The organism is Stappia sp. BW2 (assembly GCF_008107695.1).
In the GTDB taxonomy this organism is placed as follows: domain Bacteria; phylum Pseudomonadota; class Alphaproteobacteria; order Rhizobiales; family Stappiaceae; genus Roseibium.
Genome location: NZ_VIRG01000056.1, coordinates 236350 through 258302 on the forward strand (window position 1 = coordinate 236350; position 21953 = coordinate 258302).

Annotated in this window: 24 protein-coding genes; 10 read left to right on the forward strand and 14 right to left on the reverse strand. The window is 61.0% G+C overall.

Translation table 11 applies throughout. The annotated features are described in order from the left end of the window. Positions 1-44: 44 nt before the first annotated feature. Genes FMN63_RS07850 through FMN63_RS07860 form a run of 3 tightly spaced genes read right to left on the reverse strand, consistent with a single transcriptional unit; the run spans position 45 to position 1944 of the window. Positions 45-440, reverse strand: coding sequence for a response regulator (locus FMN63_RS07850; protein WP_148583393.1), 396 nt, complete (start codon positions 438-440; stop codon positions 45-47). Between the two features lie 2 nt (positions 441-442). Next, positions 443-1006, reverse strand: a complete 564-nt coding sequence (gene hpt, locus FMN63_RS07855) for a hypoxanthine phosphoribosyltransferase (protein ID WP_148583394.1) — start codon at positions 1004-1006, stop codon at positions 443-445. A gap of 2 nt (positions 1007-1008) precedes the next feature. Beyond that, the gene (locus tag FMN63_RS07860; protein WP_148583395.1) at positions 1009-1944 is read right to left on the reverse strand and encodes a zinc-ribbon domain-containing protein; all 936 of its coding nucleotides are present in this window, start codon (positions 1942-1944) and stop codon (positions 1009-1011) included. A gap of 194 nt (positions 1945-2138) precedes the next feature. On the opposite strand from FMN63_RS07860, the gene ftsE reads away from it, so the two are divergent. From ftsE to FMN63_RS07880, 4 genes are all read left to right on the forward strand, one after another. Next, positions 2139-2798 carry a cell division ATP-binding protein FtsE gene (gene ftsE, locus FMN63_RS07865; protein ID WP_006936783.1) on the forward strand — a complete coding sequence of 220 codons (660 nt, stop codon included), beginning with the start codon at positions 2139-2141 and terminating at the stop codon, positions 2796-2798. Positions 2799-2806: 8 nt separating this feature from the next. Next, positions 2807-3859 (forward strand): cell division protein FtsX, encoded by a 1053-nt coding sequence (locus tag FMN63_RS07870; protein ID WP_148583396.1) that lies wholly within the window; start codon positions 2807-2809, stop codon positions 3857-3859. A gap of 85 nt (positions 3860-3944) precedes the next feature. Beyond that, positions 3945-4637, forward strand: a complete 693-nt coding sequence (locus FMN63_RS07875; RefSeq protein ID WP_209001004.1) for a YdcF family protein — start codon at positions 3945-3947, stop codon at positions 4635-4637. Positions 4638-4661: 24 nt separating this feature from the next. Beyond that, complete coding sequence (locus tag FMN63_RS07880; RefSeq protein ID WP_286192556.1) at positions 4662-5471, forward strand: lysophospholipid acyltransferase family protein; 810 nt, start codon at positions 4662-4664, stop codon at positions 5469-5471. Between the two features lie 79 nt (positions 5472-5550). Here FMN63_RS07880 and FMN63_RS07885 read toward each other — a convergent pair whose 3' ends face one another. Next, the gene (locus FMN63_RS07885; RefSeq protein WP_148583398.1) at positions 5551-7008 is read right to left on the reverse strand and encodes an NCS1 family nucleobase:cation symporter-1; all 1458 of its coding nucleotides are present in this window, start codon (positions 7006-7008) and stop codon (positions 5551-5553) included. 199 nt (positions 7009-7207) lie between these two features. Here FMN63_RS07885 and FMN63_RS07890 point away from each other — a divergent pair, with 199 nt between their 5' ends. Beyond that, on the forward strand, positions 7208-7915 hold the full coding sequence (locus FMN63_RS07890) for a GntR family transcriptional regulator (RefSeq protein WP_286192557.1): 708 nt from the start codon (positions 7208-7210) through the stop codon (positions 7913-7915). 31 nt (positions 7916-7946) lie between these two features. Here FMN63_RS07890 and FMN63_RS07895 read toward each other — a convergent pair whose 3' ends face one another. Next, positions 7947-8465: a gamma-glutamylcyclotransferase gene (locus FMN63_RS07895; RefSeq protein ID WP_148583399.1), complete on the reverse strand. Its 519-nt coding sequence runs from the start codon at positions 8463-8465 to the stop codon at positions 7947-7949. Positions 8466-8616: 151 nt separating this feature from the next. Here FMN63_RS07895 and FMN63_RS07900 point away from each other — a divergent pair, with 151 nt between their 5' ends. Further along, positions 8617-9666 carry a DUF2125 domain-containing protein gene (locus FMN63_RS07900; protein ID WP_162530000.1) on the forward strand — a complete coding sequence of 350 codons (1050 nt, stop codon included), beginning with the start codon at positions 8617-8619 and terminating at the stop codon, positions 9664-9666. A 72-nt stretch (positions 9667-9738) separates the two neighbouring features. Here FMN63_RS07900 and FMN63_RS07905 read toward each other — a convergent pair whose 3' ends face one another. Next, on the reverse strand, positions 9739-10200 hold the full coding sequence (locus FMN63_RS07905) for a GNAT family N-acetyltransferase (RefSeq protein WP_148583401.1): 462 nt from the start codon (positions 10198-10200) through the stop codon (positions 9739-9741). A gap of 204 nt (positions 10201-10404) precedes the next feature. Between FMN63_RS07905 and yddG the strand changes: the two genes are divergently transcribed. The 3 genes from yddG to FMN63_RS07920 all read left to right on the forward strand — a co-directional run bounded on the left by yddG (position 10405) and on the right by FMN63_RS07920 (position 12564). Further along, positions 10405-11322 carry an aromatic amino acid exporter YddG gene (yddG, locus tag FMN63_RS07910; protein ID WP_148583402.1) on the forward strand — a complete coding sequence of 306 codons (918 nt, stop codon included), beginning with the start codon at positions 10405-10407 and terminating at the stop codon, positions 11320-11322. Between the two features lie 133 nt (positions 11323-11455). After that, the gene (locus FMN63_RS07915; protein WP_148583403.1) at positions 11456-12340 is read left to right on the forward strand and encodes an HpcH/HpaI aldolase/citrate lyase family protein; all 885 of its coding nucleotides are present in this window, start codon (positions 11456-11458) and stop codon (positions 12338-12340) included. Positions 12341-12357: 17 nt separating this feature from the next. After that, positions 12358-12564: a DUF1737 domain-containing protein gene (locus FMN63_RS07920; protein WP_148583404.1), complete on the forward strand. Its 207-nt coding sequence runs from the start codon at positions 12358-12360 to the stop codon at positions 12562-12564. A 63-nt stretch (positions 12565-12627) separates the two neighbouring features. Here FMN63_RS07920 and FMN63_RS07925 read toward each other — a convergent pair whose 3' ends face one another. Genes FMN63_RS07925 through FMN63_RS07935 form a run of 3 tightly spaced genes read right to left on the reverse strand, consistent with a single transcriptional unit; the run spans position 12628 to position 14071 of the window. Then, entirely contained in the window at positions 12628-13161 is a 534-nt protein-coding gene (locus FMN63_RS07925) for a helix-turn-helix transcriptional regulator (protein WP_148583405.1), read from the reverse strand. Further along, complete coding sequence (locus FMN63_RS07930) at positions 13158-13808, reverse strand: cytochrome b/b6 domain-containing protein (RefSeq protein WP_148583406.1); 651 nt, start codon at positions 13806-13808, stop codon at positions 13158-13160. Before FMN63_RS07930 ends, FMN63_RS07925 begins: the two co-directional genes overlap by 4 nt. Before the next feature lie 2 nt (positions 13809-13810). Beyond that, positions 13811-14071 (reverse strand): PepSY domain-containing protein, encoded by a 261-nt coding sequence (locus FMN63_RS07935; protein WP_148583407.1) that lies wholly within the window; start codon positions 14069-14071, stop codon positions 13811-13813. A gap of 282 nt (positions 14072-14353) precedes the next feature. On the opposite strand from FMN63_RS07935, the gene FMN63_RS07940 reads away from it, so the two are divergent. Continuing rightward, entirely contained in the window at positions 14354-14965 is a 612-nt protein-coding gene (locus FMN63_RS07940) for an NAD(P)H-dependent oxidoreductase (RefSeq protein WP_162855003.1), read from the forward strand. A 15-nt stretch (positions 14966-14980) separates the two neighbouring features. Here the strand turns inward: FMN63_RS07940 and FMN63_RS07945 are convergent, their stop codons facing one another. The 5 genes from FMN63_RS07945 to FMN63_RS07965 all read right to left on the reverse strand — a co-directional run bounded on the left by FMN63_RS07945 (position 14981) and on the right by FMN63_RS07965 (position 21802). Continuing rightward, a complete protein-coding gene (locus tag FMN63_RS07945; RefSeq protein WP_148583409.1) occupies positions 14981-15976 on the reverse strand; it encodes an LLM class flavin-dependent oxidoreductase in 996 nt (331 codons plus the stop codon). 126 nt (positions 15977-16102) lie between these two features. Next, positions 16103-17071 carry an ATP-dependent carboxylate-amine ligase gene (locus FMN63_RS07950; protein ID WP_162530001.1) on the reverse strand — a complete coding sequence of 323 codons (969 nt, stop codon included), beginning with the start codon at positions 17069-17071 and terminating at the stop codon, positions 16103-16105. 19 nt (positions 17072-17090) lie between these two features. Next, positions 17091-17738, reverse strand: a complete 648-nt coding sequence (locus FMN63_RS07955) for an outer membrane lipoprotein carrier protein LolA (RefSeq protein ID WP_148583411.1) — start codon at positions 17736-17738, stop codon at positions 17091-17093. 84 nt (positions 17739-17822) lie between these two features. Then, complete coding sequence (locus tag FMN63_RS07960; protein ID WP_148583412.1) at positions 17823-20570, reverse strand: DNA translocase FtsK; 2748 nt, start codon at positions 20568-20570, stop codon at positions 17823-17825. Next, positions 20567-21802, reverse strand: coding sequence for an aminotransferase class I/II-fold pyridoxal phosphate-dependent enzyme (locus FMN63_RS07965; protein ID WP_148583413.1), 1236 nt, complete (start codon positions 21800-21802; stop codon positions 20567-20569). Before FMN63_RS07965 ends, FMN63_RS07960 begins: the two co-directional genes overlap by 4 nt. Between the last annotated feature and the right edge of the window lie 151 nt (positions 21803-21953).

Consider the following 21953-nt stretch of genomic DNA (forward strand, 5'->3'; position numbering starts at 1 on the left):
CGCCGAAGCGGGGTCTTGGTTTTCGGGACTTGCAGCCAGGAGCCTTACGCGTAGCGGCGGGTCTCGCTGGGCAGATTGCCGGAAATGGCGTTGCGCACGGCCTTGCGGATGTCGGCCAGCGAAAACGGCTTGGTGACGACGTCATGGACCAGGGCTTCAAGGCCGTTGGCCCGTTCGCGCTGGTCGGCAAAGCCGGTCATAAGGAGGATCGGCAGCCGCGGGTAGTCGCGGGCCGTCTGCAAGGCAAGAGCGATGCCGTCCATGACCGGCATCTTGATGTCGGACAGCAGCAGATCGAAGCTGCCCTTTTCGCGGCTCAGAACTTCGACGGCTTCGCCGCCATCCTCTGCCGCTTCAACGGAATGACCGTCAAGCTCCAGAGCACGCTTTACGAAGCTGCGTACCGCTTCATCGTCTTCAGTAAGAAGAATGCGAGCCATGCTCACTCTCCCGTGTTGCCGTCTGACGCTCCGTCCTCCGGGGCGACAACGTATCCAATATAGGGCAACTGCCGCCAAGCGTGGCCCATATCCATACCATATCCGACGACAAACTTATCAGGACAGGCAAAGCCAACGTAATCGGCAGATATGGCAGCTTTGCGGCGCTCGGGTTTATCCAGCAAAGCTGCGATCTTTACCGAGCGTGCGCCTCTGTTCAGCAGCCGCTCCCGCGCGAAGGCGAGTGTGCGGCCAGATTCCAGGATATCATCCACTAAAATTATATCGCGCTCGTTAACGTCACTTTCAACATCGCGCAAAATACGGATGTTTTCCGAGCCTTCGGTACCGGCCCCGTAGGAGGACAGATGCATGAACTCCATTTCCGGCTGAAGCGCGGCCCGATGCATCGCCCGCACGAGATCGGCCGCAAAAATGAAGCTGCCTTTCAGCACGGCGACGACCAGCAGATTCTGCGGTTTGCCTTCGGCGATTTCCTCTGCGAGTGCGCCAACACGCTGGGCGATGGCGTCTTCATCAAACAGAGTAAGAATATGTGATGTCATGGTCACTCTAGAACTACCTGGCGTTGGCCCCGTTCAACAAACCGCACCTGGATATCCGACGCGGCTTTGGGAGGGTCGGCTAATATCGTCCTGAACCGGGTTTCGTCCAGTGCATTTAGCGTTTTTGTTCTGGGTTCCACTGTCCAGGCATAAACTTCCTGCATGTCGGCGCCGCGGATCGACAGGCGCACGGCGGGAACGGAGTTCAGCTCATCGAGCAGGTTGCGGATCGAACCCTCGACCACGAGGACCTTCTTGCCATCCTCGACTTCGGTGAAGATGCGCAGGTTGCGGAATTCCAGTCCGCGCAGGTTGACCTCAAAGCCGACCATCCGGAACAGGCTGGCCAGGTCGGGTGACTGCTTCACCAGCGTGTCGCGCATGAGAACGAACATGACACAGACCGCTATGGCGACGCCGAACAGCGCTATGCCGCCGATGCGCCGGTAGTTGCGCCGGACCAGCCAGTTCAGGATCACCCCGATCTGGTCTCTGCGGAACTTGTTCGGGTTGACGATGATTTTCGGCCGCTTGGCCTGGGATTCAATGTCGGCGTTGTTCTCCGATCCGCCGGCCCGCGCATCCTCATCAAGGTCTGCGGCAAATTTCGCCTCGTCGCTGGCAGTGCGGACAGGGTCCGGTTCGGGAACGGCGGTTGCGGGTTCGTCGTCCTCTTCGTCAGGCTCTGCGTCGAAGGTTTCTTCTTCGGCGTCCGCAGCCCACTCGGCTTCATCCTGTTCGGGATCTTCCGCGACCGAGGGAGTTTCAGTATCGCTGTCGGTCTTGGCGTCGAACGCGACGTCGCCTTCTTCGTCATCGTCAGGCGAAACGAACCAGCGGTTGCCACACTTGGCGCATTTGACACTGCGCCCTTCCGGGCCAAGGGCCTCTACCTTAATCTCGTAGGAGGTACTGCAGTCCGGACATTTGATCTTCATGCGCGAAGACCTTTCGCCATGGCACGCTCTATCGGTTCACTTTTGAACCCGGGGGTCGAAATCCGGCACGAAATGTTGGACAAGGGCCAAGCAAATCTGTTGACGGACTTTCAGGTCCTTAATGGACCTTTATATGATTAATGCACCGTTAACGGCCAGGCTATAGCGTTCGGGCCATCAACAGGAGTAATTTTGTGATCCGCTTCGAAAATGTCGGATTGAGATACGGAATGGGACCGGAAATCCTGCGCGATCTGACATTTCAGATCGAGCCGCAGTCGTTTCAGTTTCTGACCGGGCCTTCCGGGGCGGGCAAGACCAGCCTGATCCGGCTCTTGTTCATGTCCCTGCGTCCGACCCGTGGCCTGATCAAGGTGTTCAACCGCGACCTGAGTGTGATCGACAAGCAGGAATTGCCCAAACTCCGGCGCAAGATCGGTGTGGTGTTTCAGGATTTCCGGCTGCTGGACCATCTGACGACATATGAAAATGTGGCCCTGCCGCTGCGCGTGGTGGGCAAAGATGAATCCGAATACCGTTCCGACGTGATCGATCTGTTGCGATGGGTCGGGCTTGGCGACCGCATGCATGTTCTACCGCCGGTGCTTTCGGGTGGTGAAAAACAGCGTGCCGCGATTGCGCGCGCGCTGATCACGCGGCCGGAGATGCTGCTTGCCGACGAGCCGACCGGTAACGTGGACCCACCGCTTGCACGTCGTCTGTTGCGCCTTTTCATTGAATTGAACAAACTCGGCACTTCTGTCGTCATCGCGACCCACGATATCGCGCTGCTGGAACAGGTGGACGCCCGGCGCATGGTGCTTGCGGACGGGCGCCTCTCAATTTTCGATTAGGCGGCATAATGGTTCAGTCCGACGACACCAGCAAAAAACAGGCGAGCGATTCCAGCGTCCGCACGCCCAAGCGGATGTTACGGCCGAAGCGTGGCCGCAAACCGGCCCGCAAGGCTGCGCCCAAGCCGAAGAACGAGGCCCCCCAGGGTGACCATGCCAAATTGCGTCCTGCCGCGGCGATCGTGCCGCCGCAGGCCGTTGCGGGGCGGGCACTTACGCTTGTGGTTGCCATCATGAGCTTTCTGGCCTGTCTGACGGTTGGTGCGGTTTCGGTGGTGTGGGACGCTGCCGATGCCTGGCAGAACGATCTGGTGCGCGAGATCACCATCCAGATCCGCCCGGCCGAAGGCGTCGACATGCTGCGGGAAATCGACAAGGCGGTTGCGCTCGCGCAGGAGTTTCCGGGCATCGATTCCGTTCGGGCCCTGTCCGATGCCGAAACCAAGGCCTTGCTGGAACCCTGGCTCGGCGAAGGCCTCCAGCTTGACGGTCTGCCGGTGCCGCGTCTCATCCAGATTACCGTCGGAGATCCGGAACTCCTGAACCTGTCGCAATTGCGCGAAATGGTCTCCCGGAGCGTGACCGGTGCGAGTGTCGACGATCACTCGGTCTGGACGTCAAGGCTGTCAGCCATGGCCGGGGCCGTGGTGCTTGGAGGCTTTGCCATCATGGTGCTCGTGCTCAGCTCGATGGTCTTGAGCGTCGTGTTCGCGACCCAGGCGGCGATGGCCGGAAACAAGGATGTCGTCTCCGTTCTGCATTTCGTCGGTGCCGAGGATGGCTTCATCGCGCGGGAATTCCAGCGGCACTTCCTGATGCTGGGGCTGAAGGGCGGTGTTTCCGGCGGCGTTGCGGCGATCTTGAGTTTTCTCATCGTCGACATGCTCACCCGGCAGGGCTCCGGCCAGGCGGGCTCCGATCAGATGTCGGCGCTCTTCGGCGGTGTCTCCGTCAGCCTGCCCGGCTACCTCGGGGTGTTCGGCGTCGTGTTCCTCGTGGCGATCCTGACAGCCCTCACTTCGGGCCTCGCGGTCAAGGCCCATCTGGCGAAAGTGGATTGATTTTCTCGCACAATGCCGTGAAATTGGCCGAATCACTTATCATAGTCGCGATATGACTCATGCTGACACAGTGTTAGACCCTGTTTTGGACGACAGAAGCTCCGTCGCTGACGAACGACGTGTGTCCGTATCGCAGGACCGGCGCACAGCACGCGGGAGCGCCGCAAAGGGCGACAAGCGCAAGAAGCGCTTTGGCCTCAGGGTTCTGTTCGTCGCGGTCGTCACGGCTCTTGTGGCCGGAACCGCCGGGCAGTTTGCCATGTTCGCCCAGAAGGTCGCCAACGCCAGGGTGCCGGTCGCTGCCAATGCGGATGCCATCGTGGTGCTGACGGGGGGGCATGCCCGCGTCAACGAGGCGGTGCGCCTTCTGGAAGAAGGACGCGCCAACCGATTGCTGATTTCCGGCGTTCATCCCGGCACCACGCGCGAACAGCTTGCTGCTGTTACCGCGTCCAATATGCCGCTGGAAAAGAACAGCGTTGATCTTGACCGCGTCGCGCTGAATACAGCGGGCAATGCGGTGGAAACCGCCAATTGGGTCAGGAAAAACGGGTTCTCCTCCTTGCTGGTCGTCACCAGTGCCTACCATCTTCCACGGGCCAAGGTGGAGCTGGCCGGAGCCCTGCCGGACGTGGCCCTGATAGAGTACCCGGTCTTCTCCAAGGACCTGAAGCTGGATCACTGGTACAGGGAGCCTGCAACGATGCGGCTTCTCATGCGCGAATATGTGAAGTATATCCTCGCCCGACTCCGGATTACCGTGCAGGGTGTGCGCTGACAGCTGTCGGATCACGGCCGAGCGGTGGCTTCACCCACGACCAGTCTCTATGGTGCCATGGTTTTTCTGCGCTCTACCCTTTTCCAGATCCTGTTTTATTCCGTCACCCTGGTGCTGATGATCCTGTTCGCACCGGTCATGCTGCTGCCGCGCCGCTGGGGCTGGTGGGTGGTGCCGACCTGGTCGCGGGTGCTGCAGTTGCTGATGCGCGTGTTTGCGGGCATCAAGGTGGAAGTCCGGGGACGGGAAAACCTGCCCGAGGGCGGTTTCATCGCCGCCATGAAGCATCAGTCTGCGTGGGAAACTGTGGCGATGATACCGCTTTTCAGAAGTCCCACCTTCATTCTGAAGCGCGAGCTGCGCTGGATACCGATTTTTGGCTGGTACACGGCCAAGTTCAAGCAGATCCCGATCAACCGTGGCAAACGGTCCGAAGCTCTGGTTGCGATGATGCAGGCGGCCAAGCAAGCGATTGCCGAAAAGCGCCAGATCCTGATCTTTCCGGAAGGCACACGCCGGGCCGCCGGGGCCGAGCCGAAGTACAAGTTCGGGATCGCTCATCTCTACCGTGACCTGAAGTGCCCGGTGGTGCCGATTGCCCACAATGCCGGCCTCTACTGGCCCCGTGCCTCCTGGAAGGTCTATCCGGGCACGGTAATCGTCGAGATCCTGCCGCCGATTGAACCCGGCCTGACACCGAATGCCTTTTACGAAAGAATGGTCACCGATATCGAAGCGGCCAGTGACCGGTTGATCGAGGAAGCCCGCGGGGCCCGCAAGCCCTCGCCGGTGCTTGAAGACGTCAACGCGCGCCGCAAGGCACAACCGGCCTGACAAAAAAAGGCCGCCCCGGCGAACCGGGACGGCCTTTCTGTTTGAAGCTGGTTCAATCGCGAAGATCGCCTGAAGCTGCTCAGGCTGCCTTGCCGGCTTCTGCCGATTGCAGGCGCATCAGGACCAGATGCAGCACACCACCCAGAACGGCACCGATGATCCAGCCGTAGCCGGACAGTTCTGACAGGGCCGGAACCCACACAGTTGCCACCGAGAACAGTGCGGCGATTGCGAAGGCGAAGATCGCCTTCATGTTCCAGCCGTTGTTGTAGTGGTAGCGGGCGTTCGGATCGGAGGAAAACAGCGCCTCGACATCGATGTTCTGCTTGCGCACGAGATAGTAGTCGGCGACCAGAATGCCGTACAGCGGCGCCAGGAACGCGCCAAGCGTGTCGACAAACGCGGCAATGCCGATGTTCGAGATGACCGACACCCAGAGCGCACCGATGAAGAAGGCGATGACGGCGGTGATGATGCCGCCGGTCCTGGCCGAGATCTTCTCCGGGTTGAGGTTGGCAATGTCGTAGGCCGGCGGAATGAAGTTTGCCACCAGGTTGATACCCACCGTTGCCGCGAAGAAGGTAACGGCGGCGACCAGCGTCAGGACAACGTTGTCGACACGATCAACGATGTCGGCCGGGTTCACCAGTTTCTCTCCGAACAGCACGACGGTGCCGGCGGTTACGAACAGGGCGATGAACGAGAAGAAGGCCATGGAGACCGGCAGTCCCCAGAAGTTGCCGCGCTTCATGGCGCGCTCATCCGACACGAAGCGGGAAAAGTCACCGAAGTTGATCACGACAGCGGCAAAATAGGCGATCATCGTGCCGATAACCGCGACAAAGGCCGCGACTGGCCCGCGCGGATCGGTCGCTTCGCTGCCTTCGAAGATGGTGCCAAGCGCCGAGAAGATGCCGTTGCCGGCTTTCCACCAGATCACAAGGCACAGCGCGATCATGACGATGTAAACGAAGGGGCCGGCCCAGTTCAGGAACTTGCCGACCCAGTCGATGCCCTTCATGAACAGGGCAACCTGGAAGACGCAGACAATGAGATAGGAAATCCAGCCGACAGTTGTCATGCCGAGGAATTCCGCTCCGCCTTCACTGCCGATCAGCGTGTTGAACAGCAAGGCAACCGCGGTGGATGCGAAATAGGTCTGCACGCCGTACCAGAAGATGGCGACGATGCCGCGCACCAGCGCCGGGAAACGGGCACCGTAAACACCCATCGAGGCACGAGCCATCACCGGATAGGGCACGCCATGTTTGACCGAAGGACGGCCGGTGAGATTGACCAGCACCATGACGAAGAAACCGGCCAGCACGATGGCCGCGAAGACCATCCAGCCGTTGAGGCCGTAGGTGATGAACAGCGATGCGGCCAGGGTGTAGCCGAACAGGCTCTGGATATCGTTGTTCCAGACGTTGAAGATTTCGAAGGCGCCCCACTTGCGCTCCGAAGCCGGGATCGGCGCGAGGTCTTCGTTGTAGAGACCTCCGTCTCGCGGACCCGATTTGCCAGTTGAATTCGCCATAGTCTCCTCCTTGCGGCCACATCCCCGGCGGCCTTGATCTATTTCCGGACGTTCGCGTGACTTCTTGCGTTCTCCCGGACGCAGGAAGCGCTTGGCTGTGCATTGCAAAAAGTTTGTGCTTGCATCTAACATTTTACAAAGCATGTTAGGTAACAGACTATGCGGAATTTCAAGCAGGTCCTTTCGGTTTTGCTTGGAAATGCCTGTGGCGACAACCTGCGATCATCCAGACCGGATCGACGGAGCTGCTATGAAGGACGCGAACAAGGGCGAATTGCTGAACGACAAGGCTTTTCAGGCACTTGTCGAATCCTTGCGCAGCGGTTCGTTGCGCAACGGACAGTTTCTGTCCATGTCCCAGCTTGTCGACCTTTTGCAATATCCGATCGCGCCTGTACGCGAAGCCGTCAAATACGCCAGTTCGCAAGGGTTCCTGACGACGGTGCCCAAGCGCGGTCTTCAGGTGATGGAAGCCAGCCCCGACAACATCCGGGAATGTCTGGACGAACGGCTGGTACTGGATCAGGAAGGCGCGCGGCGGCGCATTTCACAGGGTAATCTCGACGGACTGGAAGCCTTGCGGCGCCGGCACGAGATCATGCGGGACGCGGCAAAGACGGGCCCTGCCGCCGGTCTGCCGCCCCAAGCCATCGAGGTCGATCTGTCCCTGCACGCCTACCTTGGCGAAGGTCTTGGAAACTCGCTTTTGTCGGCAGCTTATGCGGCAAACCGCGTCCGGATCGCCGTGATCCAGCATGCACGGCCGTTTCTTGCCGACCGGATTGCCTCGGCGATGGACGAGCATCTGAAGGTGATCGATGCGCTGGAAGCGCGCAATGAGGCCGATGCGGTGCAGGCGCTGAAGTATCACTGCGAGCAGACGCTGCGCTGGTGGGGCGTTCCCTGAAGCGGCCGGGCAAACGCCTCTGAACGTCTGATCAGGGTTTCAGCCGTTCGGCCAGCCAGGCCAGACCCGTGTCCGGAATGCCCATTTCCTGCAGATGAGCTGCCGTGTTGATAACATAGTCCGGATTGGCGCCGGATTTGCCGACAGCCCCTCTGACGATCTCAAGCTGCTCTTCCAGCGGCAAGGCCCCTGCATATTGAGCGTGGCCGTGATCGACCATGTAGACAAGCGCCTCAACCGTGTCGCCGCTGTCCAGTTCGACGTGATGATGGTGTTCCTTGTAGACCATCGTCGTTTGTTCGCGGGCGCGCAGGTATTCCAGCACTTGCGGCCAGATGTCCCCGGAAACCTGATAGGCGATCCCCCGGCAGGCGCCGCCGTTGTCGAGACCGAAGACCAGTCCGGGTCGTTGCTGGGTGCCCCGGTGAACCCAGGAATAGACGCAAAGCGAGCGATGTGCGCCGCGCAGCAGTGCCGGTTCGGCGCGCTGGTGATCAAATCCGGGGTTCCACATCAAAGAACCATAGCCAAAGACCCAAAAATCGCTCATATCGACCTGTCTTGTGTTACCGCAGCTGCGGAGATAGCAAGCTGCACCGGCCGTTTCAATGGCACTCCGGCCGCCGCCTGTCCTGCGGGTGGCTTTTGTTGGCAGTGTGTGCGGCCCGGAAACCTACCGAACCAGAAGAGAGTGTCTCCCAGTGTCCGATACCAAGACCAAGCCGCCGAAACCTTCCAGACGCGGATATATCCTGCTGGCCGGAGCTATCGTTCTTGTTGTCTTCGGCTGGACGGTTGCCTGGTTTTACGGACAATCCGTCCTGCGGGAGCAACTCGACCGGCAGATCGTCCGCATGGCGGATCAGGGTCTCGATGTGAGTTGTGCGGACCTTGCCATTGCCGGCTATCCGTTCCGGTATGAGGTGTCCTGCGCGAACATGCGTTCGGCCGACAGCTGGGGAACAGCGGCGTCGCTTGGCGGGCTTAATGCGGTCGCTCTGATCTACAATCCGTGGCACGTCATTTTCGAGGCAACGTCTCCCGCCGCCATGTCGGTGCCGGTGAACGGCCTGGAGGGCGGCCTGACGTGGCAGACGGCCCGCGCCAGCGTGAAGTTCGGCGAGAACGCAATCAGTTCGCTTGATGCGGTGATCGACAAGCCGGAAGCCGCATTCGATACCGCCCTCGCCCAGGGCCTGTTTGCGGCCGAAAAAACCGAGGTGCATCTGCGCAAGCAGCCCGAAAGCACTGCGACGCTGGAAACCTTTGTCACTGTTCAGGATCTCAGCCTCAAGTCCTTGCCGGAGCTGCAGCAGACGATTTCCCTGCGTGCCCACACCCGTATCGAAGGCGGGACTGCGCTGCTCGCGGGGGTCGATCTCGTTTCGCTTGTGCAGGTGCAAGGTGGTGAATTGCCGGTGGAACTCGTGCTCGCTGAAGTCACGCTCGGGACCGGAAAGGCGTCGGCTGCTGGCGATCTGGTGATCGCAGGCGACGGCACGCTGAGCGGGTCTCTGGAGCTGAGCCTCGGCAACCCGGAGGCACTTCTGGACAGCGTGAAGCCTTTGTTCCCGCCCGATGACCAGACCTTCTCACTGCTGCAGAATGTGGTGAAGAGTCTTGAGCCCGCGGCAAAGGAAATCGACGGTGTGCGGACCATCGCCCTGCCGATCTCCATTGACCGTGGCGACGTACGCATCGGATTCCTGCCGCTCGGCAAAATCCCGCCGTTGTTTCCCGCAGGATCCTGAACAATCGAAGGCCTCAGCCCGCGCTTCATCAAGGATGTGCGGGCTGAGGCCTGTCTGAAAGGGGGTGACCGGTCAGTCGCCTGCGACGCGGTCGATCGGGATCAGGTAGCTCTTGCGATGGTCGGGTTCGGCGATCTTTTCATAGAGTGCAACCGCCGGGGTGTTCTTGCCCGGCACGATCCAGCGCAGATGCAGCCATCCGCGGCTCTGGCCCTCGGTGACCAGCGTTTCGATCATCTTGCGGCCGGTGCCCTTGTTGCGGTGGTCGGGATGGACGTAAATGTCGTCCAGCTGGCCGATCCTGAGGCCGGTGATGAGTTCCGGCAGGTCGAAGAAAACCGCGAAGCCGACCAGCTTTTCGCCTTCGAAAGCACCCAGAACCTCGGCGGTTTTGTCATTTAGAATGCGTTCGGCGTAATAGGCGTCCGGACGGCGTGGTGCTCCGCGCTTCAAGGCCTGCGCGTTTTCCGCAATAAGCGGCGCAAGCTGATGGGCATCATCCAGCCGAAGGGCTCTGATTTGCGTTGTCGTCATGTTTTCCCCGGAAAGCAAGTCGATTGAGTGTGTGTCTTTGCTCCACCATGTCCTGAAACAGGCACCATGATCAAGGATTTCGATGAATTAATGGCTGCGGCATCTGTTCAGGCAGACAACCCGGGTCATGTCCGCAATGTGCAGACTTTCGCCAGCCGCGTTTTCATGCCATGAGCGATGGAAGGAAAAAGGCGGGAAGTGGAGATGACAGACAGGCAGAAGTTGAAGGCGACGCTGATCGGGCTTACCGCCGTGCTGATGTGGGCGACCCTCGGCCTGTTCGGTGCCGGTTCCGGCAATGTGCCGCCTTTTCTGCTCAATACGCTGTGTTTCGGCTTTTCCGGCCTCGCGGCGCTGGTCTGGCTGGTCGTGACCGGCAAGACCCGGCTGCTTCGGCAACCGCTCGGCGTCTGGGCTTTTGGTACCTTCGGCCTGTTCGGATTTCATTTTTTCTATTTTACCGCCATCCGCAACGCACCACCCGTCGAAGCCAATCTCATCAATTACACCTGGCCTTTGCTCATCGTCCTGTTTTCCGCCCTTTTGCCGGGCGAACAGTTGCGGCTGCACCATGTTATCGGCACCGTTCTTGGTCTGGCCGGAGCGGTGCTTCTGATCACCGGTGGTGAAGGTGTCGGGTTTTCCTCCGGTTCGATGCTCGGCTACGGGGCGGCGGTGGCCTCTTGCCTGTTCTGGTCCAGCTATTCGGTTCTGTCGCGCAGACTGGGCGCGGTCCCGACCGAAGCCGTCGCGGGTTTCTGCCTCATGACGGCGGTCCTGTCAGGGATTTGCCATCTGGCGCTGGAGGAAACGATCCTGCCTGCAACGTCGCTGGAATGGGCATCTGTGCTGGCGCTGGGGGCTTTTCCGGTGGGGCTTGCGTTCTTCACCTGGGACATTGGCGTCAAGCGTGGCGACATTCAGGTGCTGGGGGCGGCGGCCTATTCGGCACCGCTTTTGTCCACCCTCTTGCTGATCGCCTTTGGCTTCGGGGCGTTGACTCCTTCGGTCGGCATTGCCTGTCTGGCGATTACGCTGGGGGCGGTGATTGCCGCAAAGGACATGCTCTTCAAACGTCGGCAAAAAGCACCCGCGCGCGCGCCAGCGGACGAACTGTCGTGACCGCCGGGGGGGGCTGCGTTAATCGCCAGTCCGGTGCTGAAACACTGCCTTTCCCCCTTCGGCGAATTCCCCTCCTTGATGCGATCCACTAAGTTAACCGGAAATCCGTTTTCTCAGTTCGCAGGATCGACCCATGACAGCACAGCCAAGACCCCGCCGTTCCGCTCTCTATATGCCCGGCTCCAACGCCCGCGCACTGGAAAAGGCGGCGACGCTGGATGTGGACTGCCTGCTGCTGGACCTTGAAGACGCAGTCGCCCCTGATGCCAAGGAGATGGCACGAACGCAGATCGTCGAGGCCGTTTCCGCCCGGCCCTATGGCAAGCGCGAGGTGGTGATCCGCATCAACGGGCTGGAGACGCCCTGGGGAGAGGACGATCTGGCGGCAGCGGTCAAGGCCAATCCGGATGCCGTTCTGGTGCCCAAGGTCAACAGCCCGGCCGATCTGCAATTGGCCGCGCACAAGCTGTCGCTTTTGGGCGCTTCGGCGGACCTGAAGCTCTGGGCGATGATGGAAACGCCGCTGGCCATGCTGAATGCCGGTGCCATCGGCGCCTGCGGTCAGGATCCGGCCGTGAGACTGTCCTGTTTCGTCATGGGCACCAACGATCTGGCCAAGGAAACGCGGGCACGCCTGACGCCCGGCCGGGCCGCCATGACGCCCTGGCTGATGACCTGTGTTGCCGCAGCGCGCGCTGGCGGCATCGACATTCTGGACGGCGTCTACAACGCGTTTCAGGACGAGGAAGGCTTTGCGGCCGAATGTGCGCAGGGTGTCGACATGGGCATGGACGGCAAGACGCTGATCCATCCGAAGCAGATCGCCCCCTGCCATGCGGCTTTCAGCCCGTCGGAGGAGGAAGTCGCCTGGGCGCGCAAGATCAACGCCTTGTTCGACGAGCCGGAAAATGCGGGCAAGGGCGCAATCCAGGTGGACGGCAAGATGGTTGAAAGGCTACATGCGGACATGGGCAAGCGGGTGATCGCCATCGCCGACGCCATCGCGGCCCGGACCTGACACACAAGAGAGCTTTCATGAAACTCTACCGCTTCATCACCGGCATCGACGACAGCGAATTCTGCCACCGGGTTACCCAGGCTCTCAACAAGGGCTGGCAGCTTTCCGGCTCTCCGTCGCTTACCTACGATGCCACGCGCGGCGCGACCATTTGCGGCCAGGCCGTAACCAAGGAGGTCGACGGCGTCGAATACTCGCGTGAAATAAAGCTCGGCGATTATTGATCGTCGCCGGGCCTGTTTGAAGCGTCGGCAGGTGAGGCTCGTCAAAGAGCGTTTCTGCCGGCTTCACGCCTGCGGTGCGGTTTCTGGCTTTGCCGAAAGTCCGTCGTGCAGCAGATCTTCAACGAACCACGCCGCGAACTGGTGACGTCCCGAAACGCCAGCTTTGGCGTAAATTCTGGTCAATTGGGCCCGCACGGTTCCCTGTGCGGCACCGCGTAGCTGCGCGATCTCCGACAGGTCCAGGCCTTTCAGGGCCAGGAGGCCGACATCGCTTTCAGCGGGGGTGAGGCCCCATTCTGTAAATTGAGCATCGATAATTTGCGCAAGATCGCCCCGGGCCGCACCGAGGGCGCGCTCCTGGTGCCGCAGCCTTTCCAGGGTGAGCCGCAATTGCCATCCGGCCAGAAAAATGCCCACGATCAAAACAAAGGCGACGAAGAACTCGAATACGGAATGCGGGCTGTCGACGTCGATCACCAGGTCCGTAAAGGCATCGCCGACAAAGAAGATCGCGGCAACGGATTGCAACAGCATGAAGGCGGCAAGGGCGGTTGGCTCCCGCCGTCCCTGCCGCAAGTTGATCCCTGAAAATGTCATTTTTTCCTGTTCCAGCCAACCAGCATGGGCCGGACCAGATTACGCTTCATCGCACGGCTTTCAACTGCGACACCTGCGACATGGATCAGGGCGAGTATCAGCATCAGGTTGGCGGCGACTTCGTGAACTTCCTCTGCTGCTTCCCCCAGTGCCGAATCGTGCTCCTCTTCCCCATCATCGTCCTTGACGAGCACCGACCAGTCACCGGCGGCAACCGCCGCCTTTTCCTCGGCGATCGTGATGGGGCTCTTGGCGCCGGTCATGTAAAGGCCCGTTCCGGTCACCACGACAAGGCAGGCCCAGAGCGCGTAGACCATCATCGCTCCGGCGGGATTATGGGAGCGATAGTGACGTGGCTTGCCGCGAACAAGGTCGATGAGGTGAGATACTGCTGCGCGCGGGTCGGGCGGAAAGGCGGAGAACCTGGCTTCGGCCGGCCCGAGAAAACCCCACACGAAGCGGAGTATCAGCAATCCGAGAACGCCCCAGCCTATCCAGACATGGATTGTGCCGCCGCCCTTGTTGATGAGGCCATTGGCGATGACTGCGGCGGCGATCAGCCAATGGCTGATGCGCACCAGCGGGTCCCACAGATCGGGGGGGCTTTGCGCCCCCTCGGCCGATTGCGGGTTGTTCTGGACACCCATGATCAGTCTTCGTTTTTCACGTTGGTGATCTTGCCGGTCTTGGGATCGATATAGACTTCCCAAAGCTGGTTGTCGGCATCGGTGCATTTCGCTTCGATCTTGCCGTCCTCGGCTTCAAAATCCTTGACGGTGCAACCCGCCTTGGCCAGCGCTGCAGTTGCTTCTTCCGGATTGGTGCCGACCATGTCGCCGACGGCGGGCATGGCCTGAGCGGCGACCGGAGCTAGGCAGAGGCACAGAACAGCGAGAGATTTCTTCAGCATGGATTAGTCCTTCTTCAGGTGGTTGTGACCGTTGGCGGTCTTGGTCCTGAATGGCGGCGAACCCGGCTCCGGTCGATTGACGGATTGCTGATTTCGGGGGCCGTAAGCACCTGCTTATGCGTCGGATTCCTGTCTCCGGAGGGCTTCACGACGGCGGGGCCAAGTAATTTGGGCTGCCCGGGCTTGAATTCGATGATCTGACTTGCGAAGTCATCCGAACGAAATTTCCCCTGCGACACACCTGCGCTGATACCGGCCCCATTGCTTCAAGGAAACCGACCGTTGCGTATCTTTTCCCTTCTGGCGCATCCCAGAACCAACAGCTTCTGTCACGCTCTTTCCCAACGGGCGCGAGCTGCCTTGGAAGCCGAAGGGCATCAGATCGAACATCATGATCTTTACGCCGAAGGGTTTGACCCCTGCCTGACGGCCGAGGAAGCCTACTCGATCGGAGATACGCTGGAAGACGTGCTCTCCCGTTCGCAGGATCCTGTCGTTTCCCGGCACAGGGCAGGTATTTCAGAGGCTGAAGGGCTGCTGGTCGTCCATCCGAACTGGTGGGGCAAACCGCCGGCGATCCTGGCGGGCTGGATGGACCGTGTGCTGGTACCGGGTGTGGCCTATCGGCTGCAGACCGCCGAAGGTCTGCCGGAAGGGCTACTGTCGATCCGAAAGGCGGTCGTGGTCAACACGTCCGATACCGAGGCCGAGCGTGAACGCCTAGATCTCGGAGACCCGCTGGAGCTGATCTGGGGGCGCTGCGTGCTGCCGTATTGTGGCGCTCTCGACTACGAGCGCCACGTTTTCAGGCCTGTCGTCGGCAGCTCCTATCCCCAGCGGCAAGACTGGCTGGAAAAAACCGCCCATATTTTCCGTCACGCCTTTGACGGCTGACGAGGGCTCCACACCCTAACCTGTTGCCAGTTCCCTGAGGACGTCGGCCGCGAGCTGGAAGGATTTCACGCGGGCAGCGTGATCGTGGATCATGCCGGTGATCATCAGCTCGTCCGGCTGATAGCGGTCGATGATTGCCGCCAGTTGCTCCCGGATGGTGTCCGGAGACCCCGTTGCCGAGCAGGACAGGGCATGTTCGACCTGGTTAAGAACGGGTGCCGGGATTTCGACGCTGACATCTTCCACCGGCAAGGGCAATTTGCCCGGGCTGCCCATGCGCAAGCGGGCGAAAGCGAGAAGCTGGGACGAACGAAGGTAATCGGCTTCCTTGTCGGTGTCGGCGGCAAACACGCCGGCTGCCACCATCACATGCGGCCTGGCAAGCTGCGGTGACGGCTGGAAGGTTGAGCGATAGATCTGAAGTGCTTCTTCCAGCATGTCCGGTGCGAAATGAGAGGCAAAGGCATAGGGCAGCCCAAAGGCAGCCGCGAGCTGCGCACCGTAAAGGCTCGAACCAAGGATCCAGATGGGAACCTGCGTGCCTTCACCCGGTATCGCCCGAACCCTGCTGGTGTCGGACGCGGGCCTGAAATAGCTCATCAGTTCCTGCACATCCTGGGGAAAGCTGTCCTCTCCCGCCATGTGGCGGCGAAGCGCCCTGGCCGTCGCCATGTCCGTTCCCGGAGCGCGGCCCAGCCCGAGGTCTATCCGGCCGGGAAACAGCGTTGCCAGCGTGCCGAACTGTTCCGCGATGACCAGCGGCGCGTGGTTGGGCAGCATGATGCCGCCCGCGCCGACACGCATGGTGGAGGTTGCCGCCGCCACTTGCCCGATGACGAGCGATGTCGCGGCGCTGGCAATGCCCGGCATGTTGTGGTGTTCGGCCAGCCAATAGCGGTGGTAGCCTGCCTGCTCCGCGGCCCGCGCCAGATCGACGGTATTCGCCAGAGCTTCGGCGGCTGTCTGGCCTTCCGGGACAGGGGAAAGATCGAGAAGGGAAAAATGTTGCATGGATATCTCCGTTGGAGCTCCATGTAGGATCTGAAAACTCTCCCGCCAAGGTCAAGTTTTGTCGGCTCCCCTCTTCAGGGCAGTCATTCCAGGCGTTTAAACGCTTTGCGGCCGGACAGAGAGGATCTAGCCGGCGAACATAGCCTCGAACACACGGTCGTAGATCTGATGGACGGCGGCGCTCTCTTCCGAGCCTTGCCGGGCAAGGTTGCCAAGGCCGGGTGCGGCGTTGACCTCCAGAACGATGGCGTCCGCCTCGGCGCCGGCAGCGTCCGGCAGGATCAGGTCGACGGCGGCATAACGCAGGGCAAGCGCCTGCGCGGCTTTACGGGCAAGGGCTGCAAGATCCGGAGCCAGGGAGCCGGTCACAATTCTGGCTGTACCACCCGCGGACAGATTGACGACCGGCAGGAGCGTGACTGTCTGCCCTGGCGCGGGGATCGCTTCCAGCGTCAGATCCCGCTGCGAGAGTTCGATGTGGAGACGGGGATCGGCCGCCTCAAGACGCGCATCGGCGCCGATCAACGTGGCAATGCTGCGAAGGCCATCGCCGGTGATCTGTGGCGGGCGCCGTTCAATGGCGCACAGCACTTCGCCGTCCAGCACGACAATTCTCAGTTCCTGTCCGCGAATTTCCGGCTGCACCAGTAGTTGGTCGTTGTTTTTGGCAAGGGTGAGCAAGGTATCTTGAAGCGCGTGAAGGGTATCAACCCGCACGACGTCTCGCCCTTCCCGGCCACAATTGGGTTTGACGTAAAGCGGTAACCCGTGCTGCTCGGCGAAATCCAGGAGGTCTTGCGGAGGTTGCCTGTGCTCGCGGAGGTCCCGTGCAAACACCAGGCGGCCTTCCGGCACTGCCAGGCCAGCCGCTTTCAGAAAGGTGGCGGCATAGGCTTTGTCGGTGGCGATTTCCGTTGCGCCGAGCGTGTTGAGGTCGAACCGGGTGCCCTTGAAGAACCAGCGTCTGCCCGACGGGCTTTCGACCAGGCCGGCGTGGCCGTGATCATCGCCCGCTGTCAGGCGGTAGCCTTTGCGGGCGCAGTAGGTTTCAAGCAGATCGAAGACGAGTGCACGCCGGCCGGCCTCTCCAGTCATGTTCCGGCCAGCCGGGCGGTCAGTTCTTGTTCTGGCGGGCGTTGGCCAGATAGTCGATCTTGAACAGGTCCGGATTGGTCGGGCCGTTGGAGACGACATTGTAGACTGCAACGGAGGTGTCGTAACCCTGCTGGTCGGTCACCGTCCATTGCTTCAGGGCGTAGTCCTTGGCATCGAAGATCAGCGTCAGCGTGCCGGAATTGAACTTGGTCTTGTCGAAGATCGTGACGGTGATCAGGTCTTCTTCCACCAGAACGTTGGTGACGTTGGTGTCCTTCTGCAGGTCGATGTCGTCGGACAGCAGAAAGCGCAGGGGCGTCTGGCCGAGCGGCCAGATGTCCTGGGTGTTCAGCTTGCGGTCGCGAACCGACACCGACTTGCCGTCGGCCACGATGTCGAGCACCGAGGGCTTGTTGTAGTAGAAGCGCACCTTGCCCGGACGGGCCATGTAGAACTTGCCGTCGGACTGGCTGCCGTCAGGACCGAACTGGATGAAGTCGCCATGCATGGTCTTCACCGAGTTGAAATAGGTGTTCAGGTCCGTAAGGGTCTTTTGTTCCTGCTCGGTCAGCGCTGCGGCAGGCAGCAGTGCCGACAGGGACAGTGCCGCGGCCAGGCCCACTGCCAGCAGAGGTTTGATCAGGCGGGAAGCGAAGCGTTTCAGCATGTTGCAATGTCCTAAATCGGTCTCTCTGTGACACGTTTTCCCTTAGCTAGGGAGTGTGTGTGGCAAAGCTTTGGCAGTCTACCATCAAAAATCTTCTTCCACGCCGTTCTGCACGAGAATCTCGCGCTTTCCGGCGTGGTTCGCGGCACTGATCAGGCCTTCGTTTTCCATGCGCTCGATCAGCGAGGCGGCGCGGTTGTAGCCGATGGAAAGCCGCCGCTGGACGTAGGAGGTCGAGGCCTTCTTGTCGCGCAGCACGATGGCAACCGCCTTGTCGTAAAGGTCGTTCCCTTCGTCACCACCGGCAAGACCGCCACCGTCATAGGGGCTTTCGCCCTCGTCTTCTTCCTCGGTCACGGCTTCCAGATATTGCGGCGTGCCCTGAACCTTCAGGTGCTTGACGATATCCTCGACCTCGTCATCGGAAACGAACGGCCCGTGCACACGCTGAATGCGGCCGCCACCGGCCATGTAAAGCATGTCGCCCATGCCCAGCAGCTGCTCGGCCCCCATTTCGCCCAGGATGGTGCGGCTGTCGATCTTCGACGTCACCTGGAAGGAAATACGGGTCGGGAAGTTGGCCTTGATCGTACCGGTGATGACGTCCACCGACGGGCGCTGCGTTGCCATGATCAGGTGGATGCCGGCGGCACGGGCCATCTGTGCCAGACGCTGGATGGCGCCTTCGATGTCCTTGCCGGCCACCATCATCAGGTCGGCCATTTCGTCGACGACAACGACGATATACGGCATCGCTTCGAGCGGCAGTTCCTCGTCCTCGTAGATCGGCTGGCCGGTGTCGCGGTCGAAACCGGTCTGGACGGTGCGGGTGAACGTCTCGTTCTTTTCCAGCGCCTGCTTGATGCGGGTGTTGTAGCCGTCGATGTTGCGGACGCCCATCTTGGACATCTTCTTGTAGCGGTCCTCCATCTCGCGGACGGTCCACTTCAAGGCGACGACGGCTTTTTTCGGATCGGTCACGACCGGCGTCAGCAGATGCGGAATACCGTCGTAGATGGACAGTTCCAGCATCTTCGGGTCGATCATGATCATCTTGCACTCTTCCGGCGTCAGCCGGTAGAGCAGCGACAGGATCATGGTGTTGATCGAGACCGACTTGCCCGAACCGGTAGTCCCGGCGACCAGCAAGTGCGGCATGCGGGCCAGATCCGCAACGACGCTTTCGCCGTTGATGGTCTTGCCGAGGGCCAGCGCAAGCTTGGCCTTGGACTTTTCGAAGTCCTGGGCGGCCAGCAGCTCGCGCAGGTACACGGTCTCGCGGCGGGCGTTCGGCAGTTCGATCCCGATGGCGTTCTTGCCCGGGATCACGGCCACGCGGGCGGAAATCGCGCTCATGGAGCGGGCAATGTCGTCGGCAAGGCCGATGACGCGCGAGGATTTGATGCCAGGCGCGGGTTCCAGTTCATAAAGGGTGACGACCGGTCCCGGGCGCACCTCGATGATTTCGCCGCGCACGCCAAAGTCCTCAAGCACACCTTCCAGAATGCGGGCATTCTGTTCCAGCGCATCGGCGGACAGGCCCGGCACCTTGCCGGCGACCTTCGGCTCGGCCAGAAGCCGCAGCGGCGGCAGTTCGTATTCTTCCGGTGCGCCGAGGAAGGAGGGCTGCGCCTCTGAAATTGCCCGCTTGCTCTGTTTCGGACGCGGAGCCGGGGGGATGACGCGGCCGTTCGATGCCGGCTGAGCCGGTGCCTGCGGCGCGGAGTCCGGCGCGGCTATGCCGACCGGGACGGCGGAGCGTCCGGTCACGGGCCCCTTGTCGATCATCAGATCATCCGGCGCGAAGGTGTCGCCTTCCTCGTCGTAATAGTCTTCCGCATAGGGTTCTTCGGAGTCGTCTCCGTGGCGGCCACGCTGGTAAAAATCGTCCAGGCCGTCGTCGTCTTCCGGTATCAGACGACCAGCCAGTGCCCTGCGGAAAGCCTTCAGGCGGCTGCCCTGACGGGTGTCTTCCGGTTCGTGGTCGACGTCGTCGTCCTCGCCCTCGTCCCAGTATTCTTCCTCTTCCTGGGGCTGGCTGCGTTTCAGGCCGGTCAACCGGCGCAGCTGTGCGGCGGCCAGAAAGCCGTAATGCTCCACCTGGCCGACAAAGGCGCTGAAAAAGATCCCGATACGCGATTCGCCATCGTCGTCATCGAAGTCGAGTTCCTGTTCGGCTGCCTTGCCATGACCGACCGGACCCGCGACGGGTTTGATCCTTTCGGAGGGCGCACCGACCTTGCCCAGCCATCCGGCAGCCGCCAGCAGGCAAAGGACGGCAGGAACGCCAAGTCCAAGCGCGCCGACAATCGTCGCGGCACCGCTTGTCATGTTGTCCGTGATGAGTGCCGGGAGGTGGTGAACGGTGTCGCCGAAGAAACCACCGAGACCGGTGGGCAGCGGCCAGCTTTCGGGAACCGGCAGGGAGGCCAGGGCTCCGGCGGCAAGGCTCGTGCCGAGCAACCAGAAAACAAGGCGTTTGCGGCCAATGCCAAGCACGTGTCCGGTCAGAAGCCGCCAGCCCCAAAGAACCATCGGGACCAGGAACACGGCGGTTGCCAGACCGATGGTCTGCATCAGAATGTCGGCGAGGATCGCACCGGGCGTTCCGAGCGCATTGCGCACCTGGCCGCCGGTGGCGTGGTTGAGGCTCGGATCGCTGACGGACCAGGTTGCAAGGCTCGCTGCAAGCATGGCTGTCAGCGCAATGATGCCAAGACCGGCGGCCCCGACGAGGTTGCGCCGCATGAACCGCTTCAGCGGGCTTTCGGTGTCCAGAAGATCAACCGAAGATCTGCGGCCGTTGCCGCGAATTGCGCTGGCCCGCCTCATGCCTTGTCTCCCATCCATTTCGCCAGTCGCTCCAGAGCGATCTCGGTCTGTTCCAGCGGCGCCGTCAGGCTGATGCGAATGTAGTTCCGCCCGGGGTTGCTGCCATCTTCCTGGTCTGTGGCCAGATAGCTGCCCGGCAGAACCTTGAGCCCGATTTCCGTCCACAAGGCCTTGGTAACTGAAACGGCGTCGCCCCAGCGGCTGATATCCAGCCACAGGAAGAACCCGGCATCAGGTGTTACCGGCCCGAGGATCGGGCCAAGGTGTTTTTCGGCAACTTCGAATTTTTCGTTGTAGAGCCTGCGGTTTTCGGCGACATGGGTTTCGTCCTGATAGGCCCTCACGGCAACGGCCTGAGCCGGCAGCGGGACTTGCGGTGCGGCAAGGCCCCGGAACTTCACCCATTTTTTCAGGAACTCGGGATCGCCCGCGGCAAAACCGCAGCGCAGGCCTGCCAGGTTGGAGCGCTTGGACAGGGAGTTGAGGACGATGATGTTGGAAAAGCCTCCGTCCTGCTCCTCGTTCAGATCCCTTGCCGCTTCCAGAATGCCGACGGGCGGCGTCTCGCGGTAGATTTCCGAATAGCATTCGTCGGCGAAAATGTAGAAGCGGTGCTTGCGGGCCAGTCCGATCAGGCGCTGCCAATAGGCGGTATCGGCGACAAAGCCTTCCGGATTGGTGGGCGAGGCGACATAAAAGGCGACGGTGTTTTCCAGAAGGTCCGCATCCAGATTGTCGAGATCTGGCAAAAAGTTGTTGCCGGCAACCGCATCCAGCAACACGGCTTCCGCGTCGGCCACATGCGCTGCGGCAGCGTAGGTCTGGTAGAACGGGTTGGGCAGAATCACCACGGGGTGGTCCAGCCCCTTGTTCAGTTGGTCACGGGCGGCAATGGCGCCGAAGGACAGGCCTTCACGCGATCCGTTCAGCGGCAACACGCCATGCTCGGCGTCGATCAAACCCCCAAGGTTGTAGCGGCGGTCCAGCCAGGATGCGACGGTGGTCCTGAATTCCGGCGAGCCGTCAATCGGCGGATAACGGCGGAAACCGGCCATATTCTCCGCCAGAACTTCGGCCGTGAAGTCTGGAATCGCATGTTGCGGTTCGCCAATCGTCATGACAATCGGTTCGAGCCCGGGCGTCTCGCCGCTCAAAAGGTCGGCAAGGCGTTGAAACGGATTGGAGCTCGGCAGGGACGCACCGCGCTGATAGGCTTTTTTGCTGGCAAGCATGAATGATCCGGCATTCGTTACGCATAACTTCGCTCAGACCCTATAGCCGGTGTGGTAAATCCCTTATTAACCAAGCAGGGCAGGGGACAACAATTGCAGCGGTTGCCTGACGGCTTTTGCCCGGAAGTCCTTGATCATCAACGAAGACCCT

Coding starts and splice junctions, on each gene's coding strand:
- FMN63_RS07950 (WP_162530001.1), bottom strand. CDS start 17,071: ATGACTGGAGAGGCCGGCCGGCGTGCACTCGTCTTCGATCTGCTTGAA.
- FMN63_RS07965 (WP_148583413.1), bottom strand. CDS start 21,802: ATGCTTGCCAGCAAAAAAGCCTATCAGCGCGGTGCGTCCCTGCCGAGC.
- FMN63_RS07870 (WP_148583396.1), top strand. CDS start 2,807: ATGGTTCAGTCCGACGACACCAGCAAAAAACAGGCGAGCGATTCCAGC.
- FMN63_RS07885 (WP_148583398.1), bottom strand. CDS start 7,008: ATGGCGAATTCAACTGGCAAATCGGGTCCGCGAGACGGAGGTCTCTAC.
- FMN63_RS07935 (WP_148583407.1), bottom strand. CDS start 14,071: ATGCTGAAGAAATCTCTCGCTGTTCTGTGCCTCTGCCTAGCTCCGGTC.
- FMN63_RS07920 (WP_148583404.1), top strand. CDS start 12,358: ATGAAACTCTACCGCTTCATCACCGGCATCGACGACAGCGAATTCTGC.
- FMN63_RS07925 (WP_148583405.1), bottom strand. CDS start 13,161: ATGACATTTTCAGGGATCAACTTGCGGCAGGGACGGCGGGAGCCAACC.
- FMN63_RS07930 (WP_148583406.1), bottom strand. CDS start 13,808: ATGGGTGTCCAGAACAACCCGCAATCGGCCGAGGGGGCGCAAAGCCCC.
- FMN63_RS07960 (WP_148583412.1), bottom strand. CDS start 20,570: ATGAGGCGGGCCAGCGCAATTCGCGGCAACGGCCGCAGATCTTCGGTT.
- FMN63_RS07945 (WP_148583409.1), bottom strand. CDS start 15,976: ATGCAACATTTTTCCCTTCTCGATCTTTCCCCTGTCCCGGAAGGCCAG.
- FMN63_RS07905 (WP_148583401.1), bottom strand. CDS start 10,200: ATGACGACAACGCAAATCAGAGCCCTTCGGCTGGATGATGCCCATCAG.
- yddG (WP_148583402.1), top strand. CDS start 10,405: ATGACAGACAGGCAGAAGTTGAAGGCGACGCTGATCGGGCTTACCGCC.
- hpt (WP_148583394.1), bottom strand. CDS start 1,006: ATGACATCACATATTCTTACTCTGTTTGATGAAGACGCCATCGCCCAG.
- FMN63_RS07955 (WP_148583411.1), bottom strand. CDS start 17,738: ATGCTGAAACGCTTCGCTTCCCGCCTGATCAAACCTCTGCTGGCAGTG.
- FMN63_RS07890 (WP_286192557.1), top strand. CDS start 7,208: ATGCCTGTGGCGACAACCTGCGATCATCCAGACCGGATCGACGGAGCT.
- FMN63_RS07860 (WP_148583395.1), bottom strand. CDS start 1,944: ATGAAGATCAAATGTCCGGACTGCAGTACCTCCTACGAGATTAAGGTA.
- FMN63_RS07895 (WP_148583399.1), bottom strand. CDS start 8,465: ATGAGCGATTTTTGGGTCTTTGGCTATGGTTCTTTGATGTGGAACCCC.
- FMN63_RS07915 (WP_148583403.1), top strand. CDS start 11,456: ATGACAGCACAGCCAAGACCCCGCCGTTCCGCTCTCTATATGCCCGGC.
- FMN63_RS07850 (WP_148583393.1), bottom strand. CDS start 440: ATGGCTCGCATTCTTCTTACTGAAGACGATGAAGCGGTACGCAGCTTC.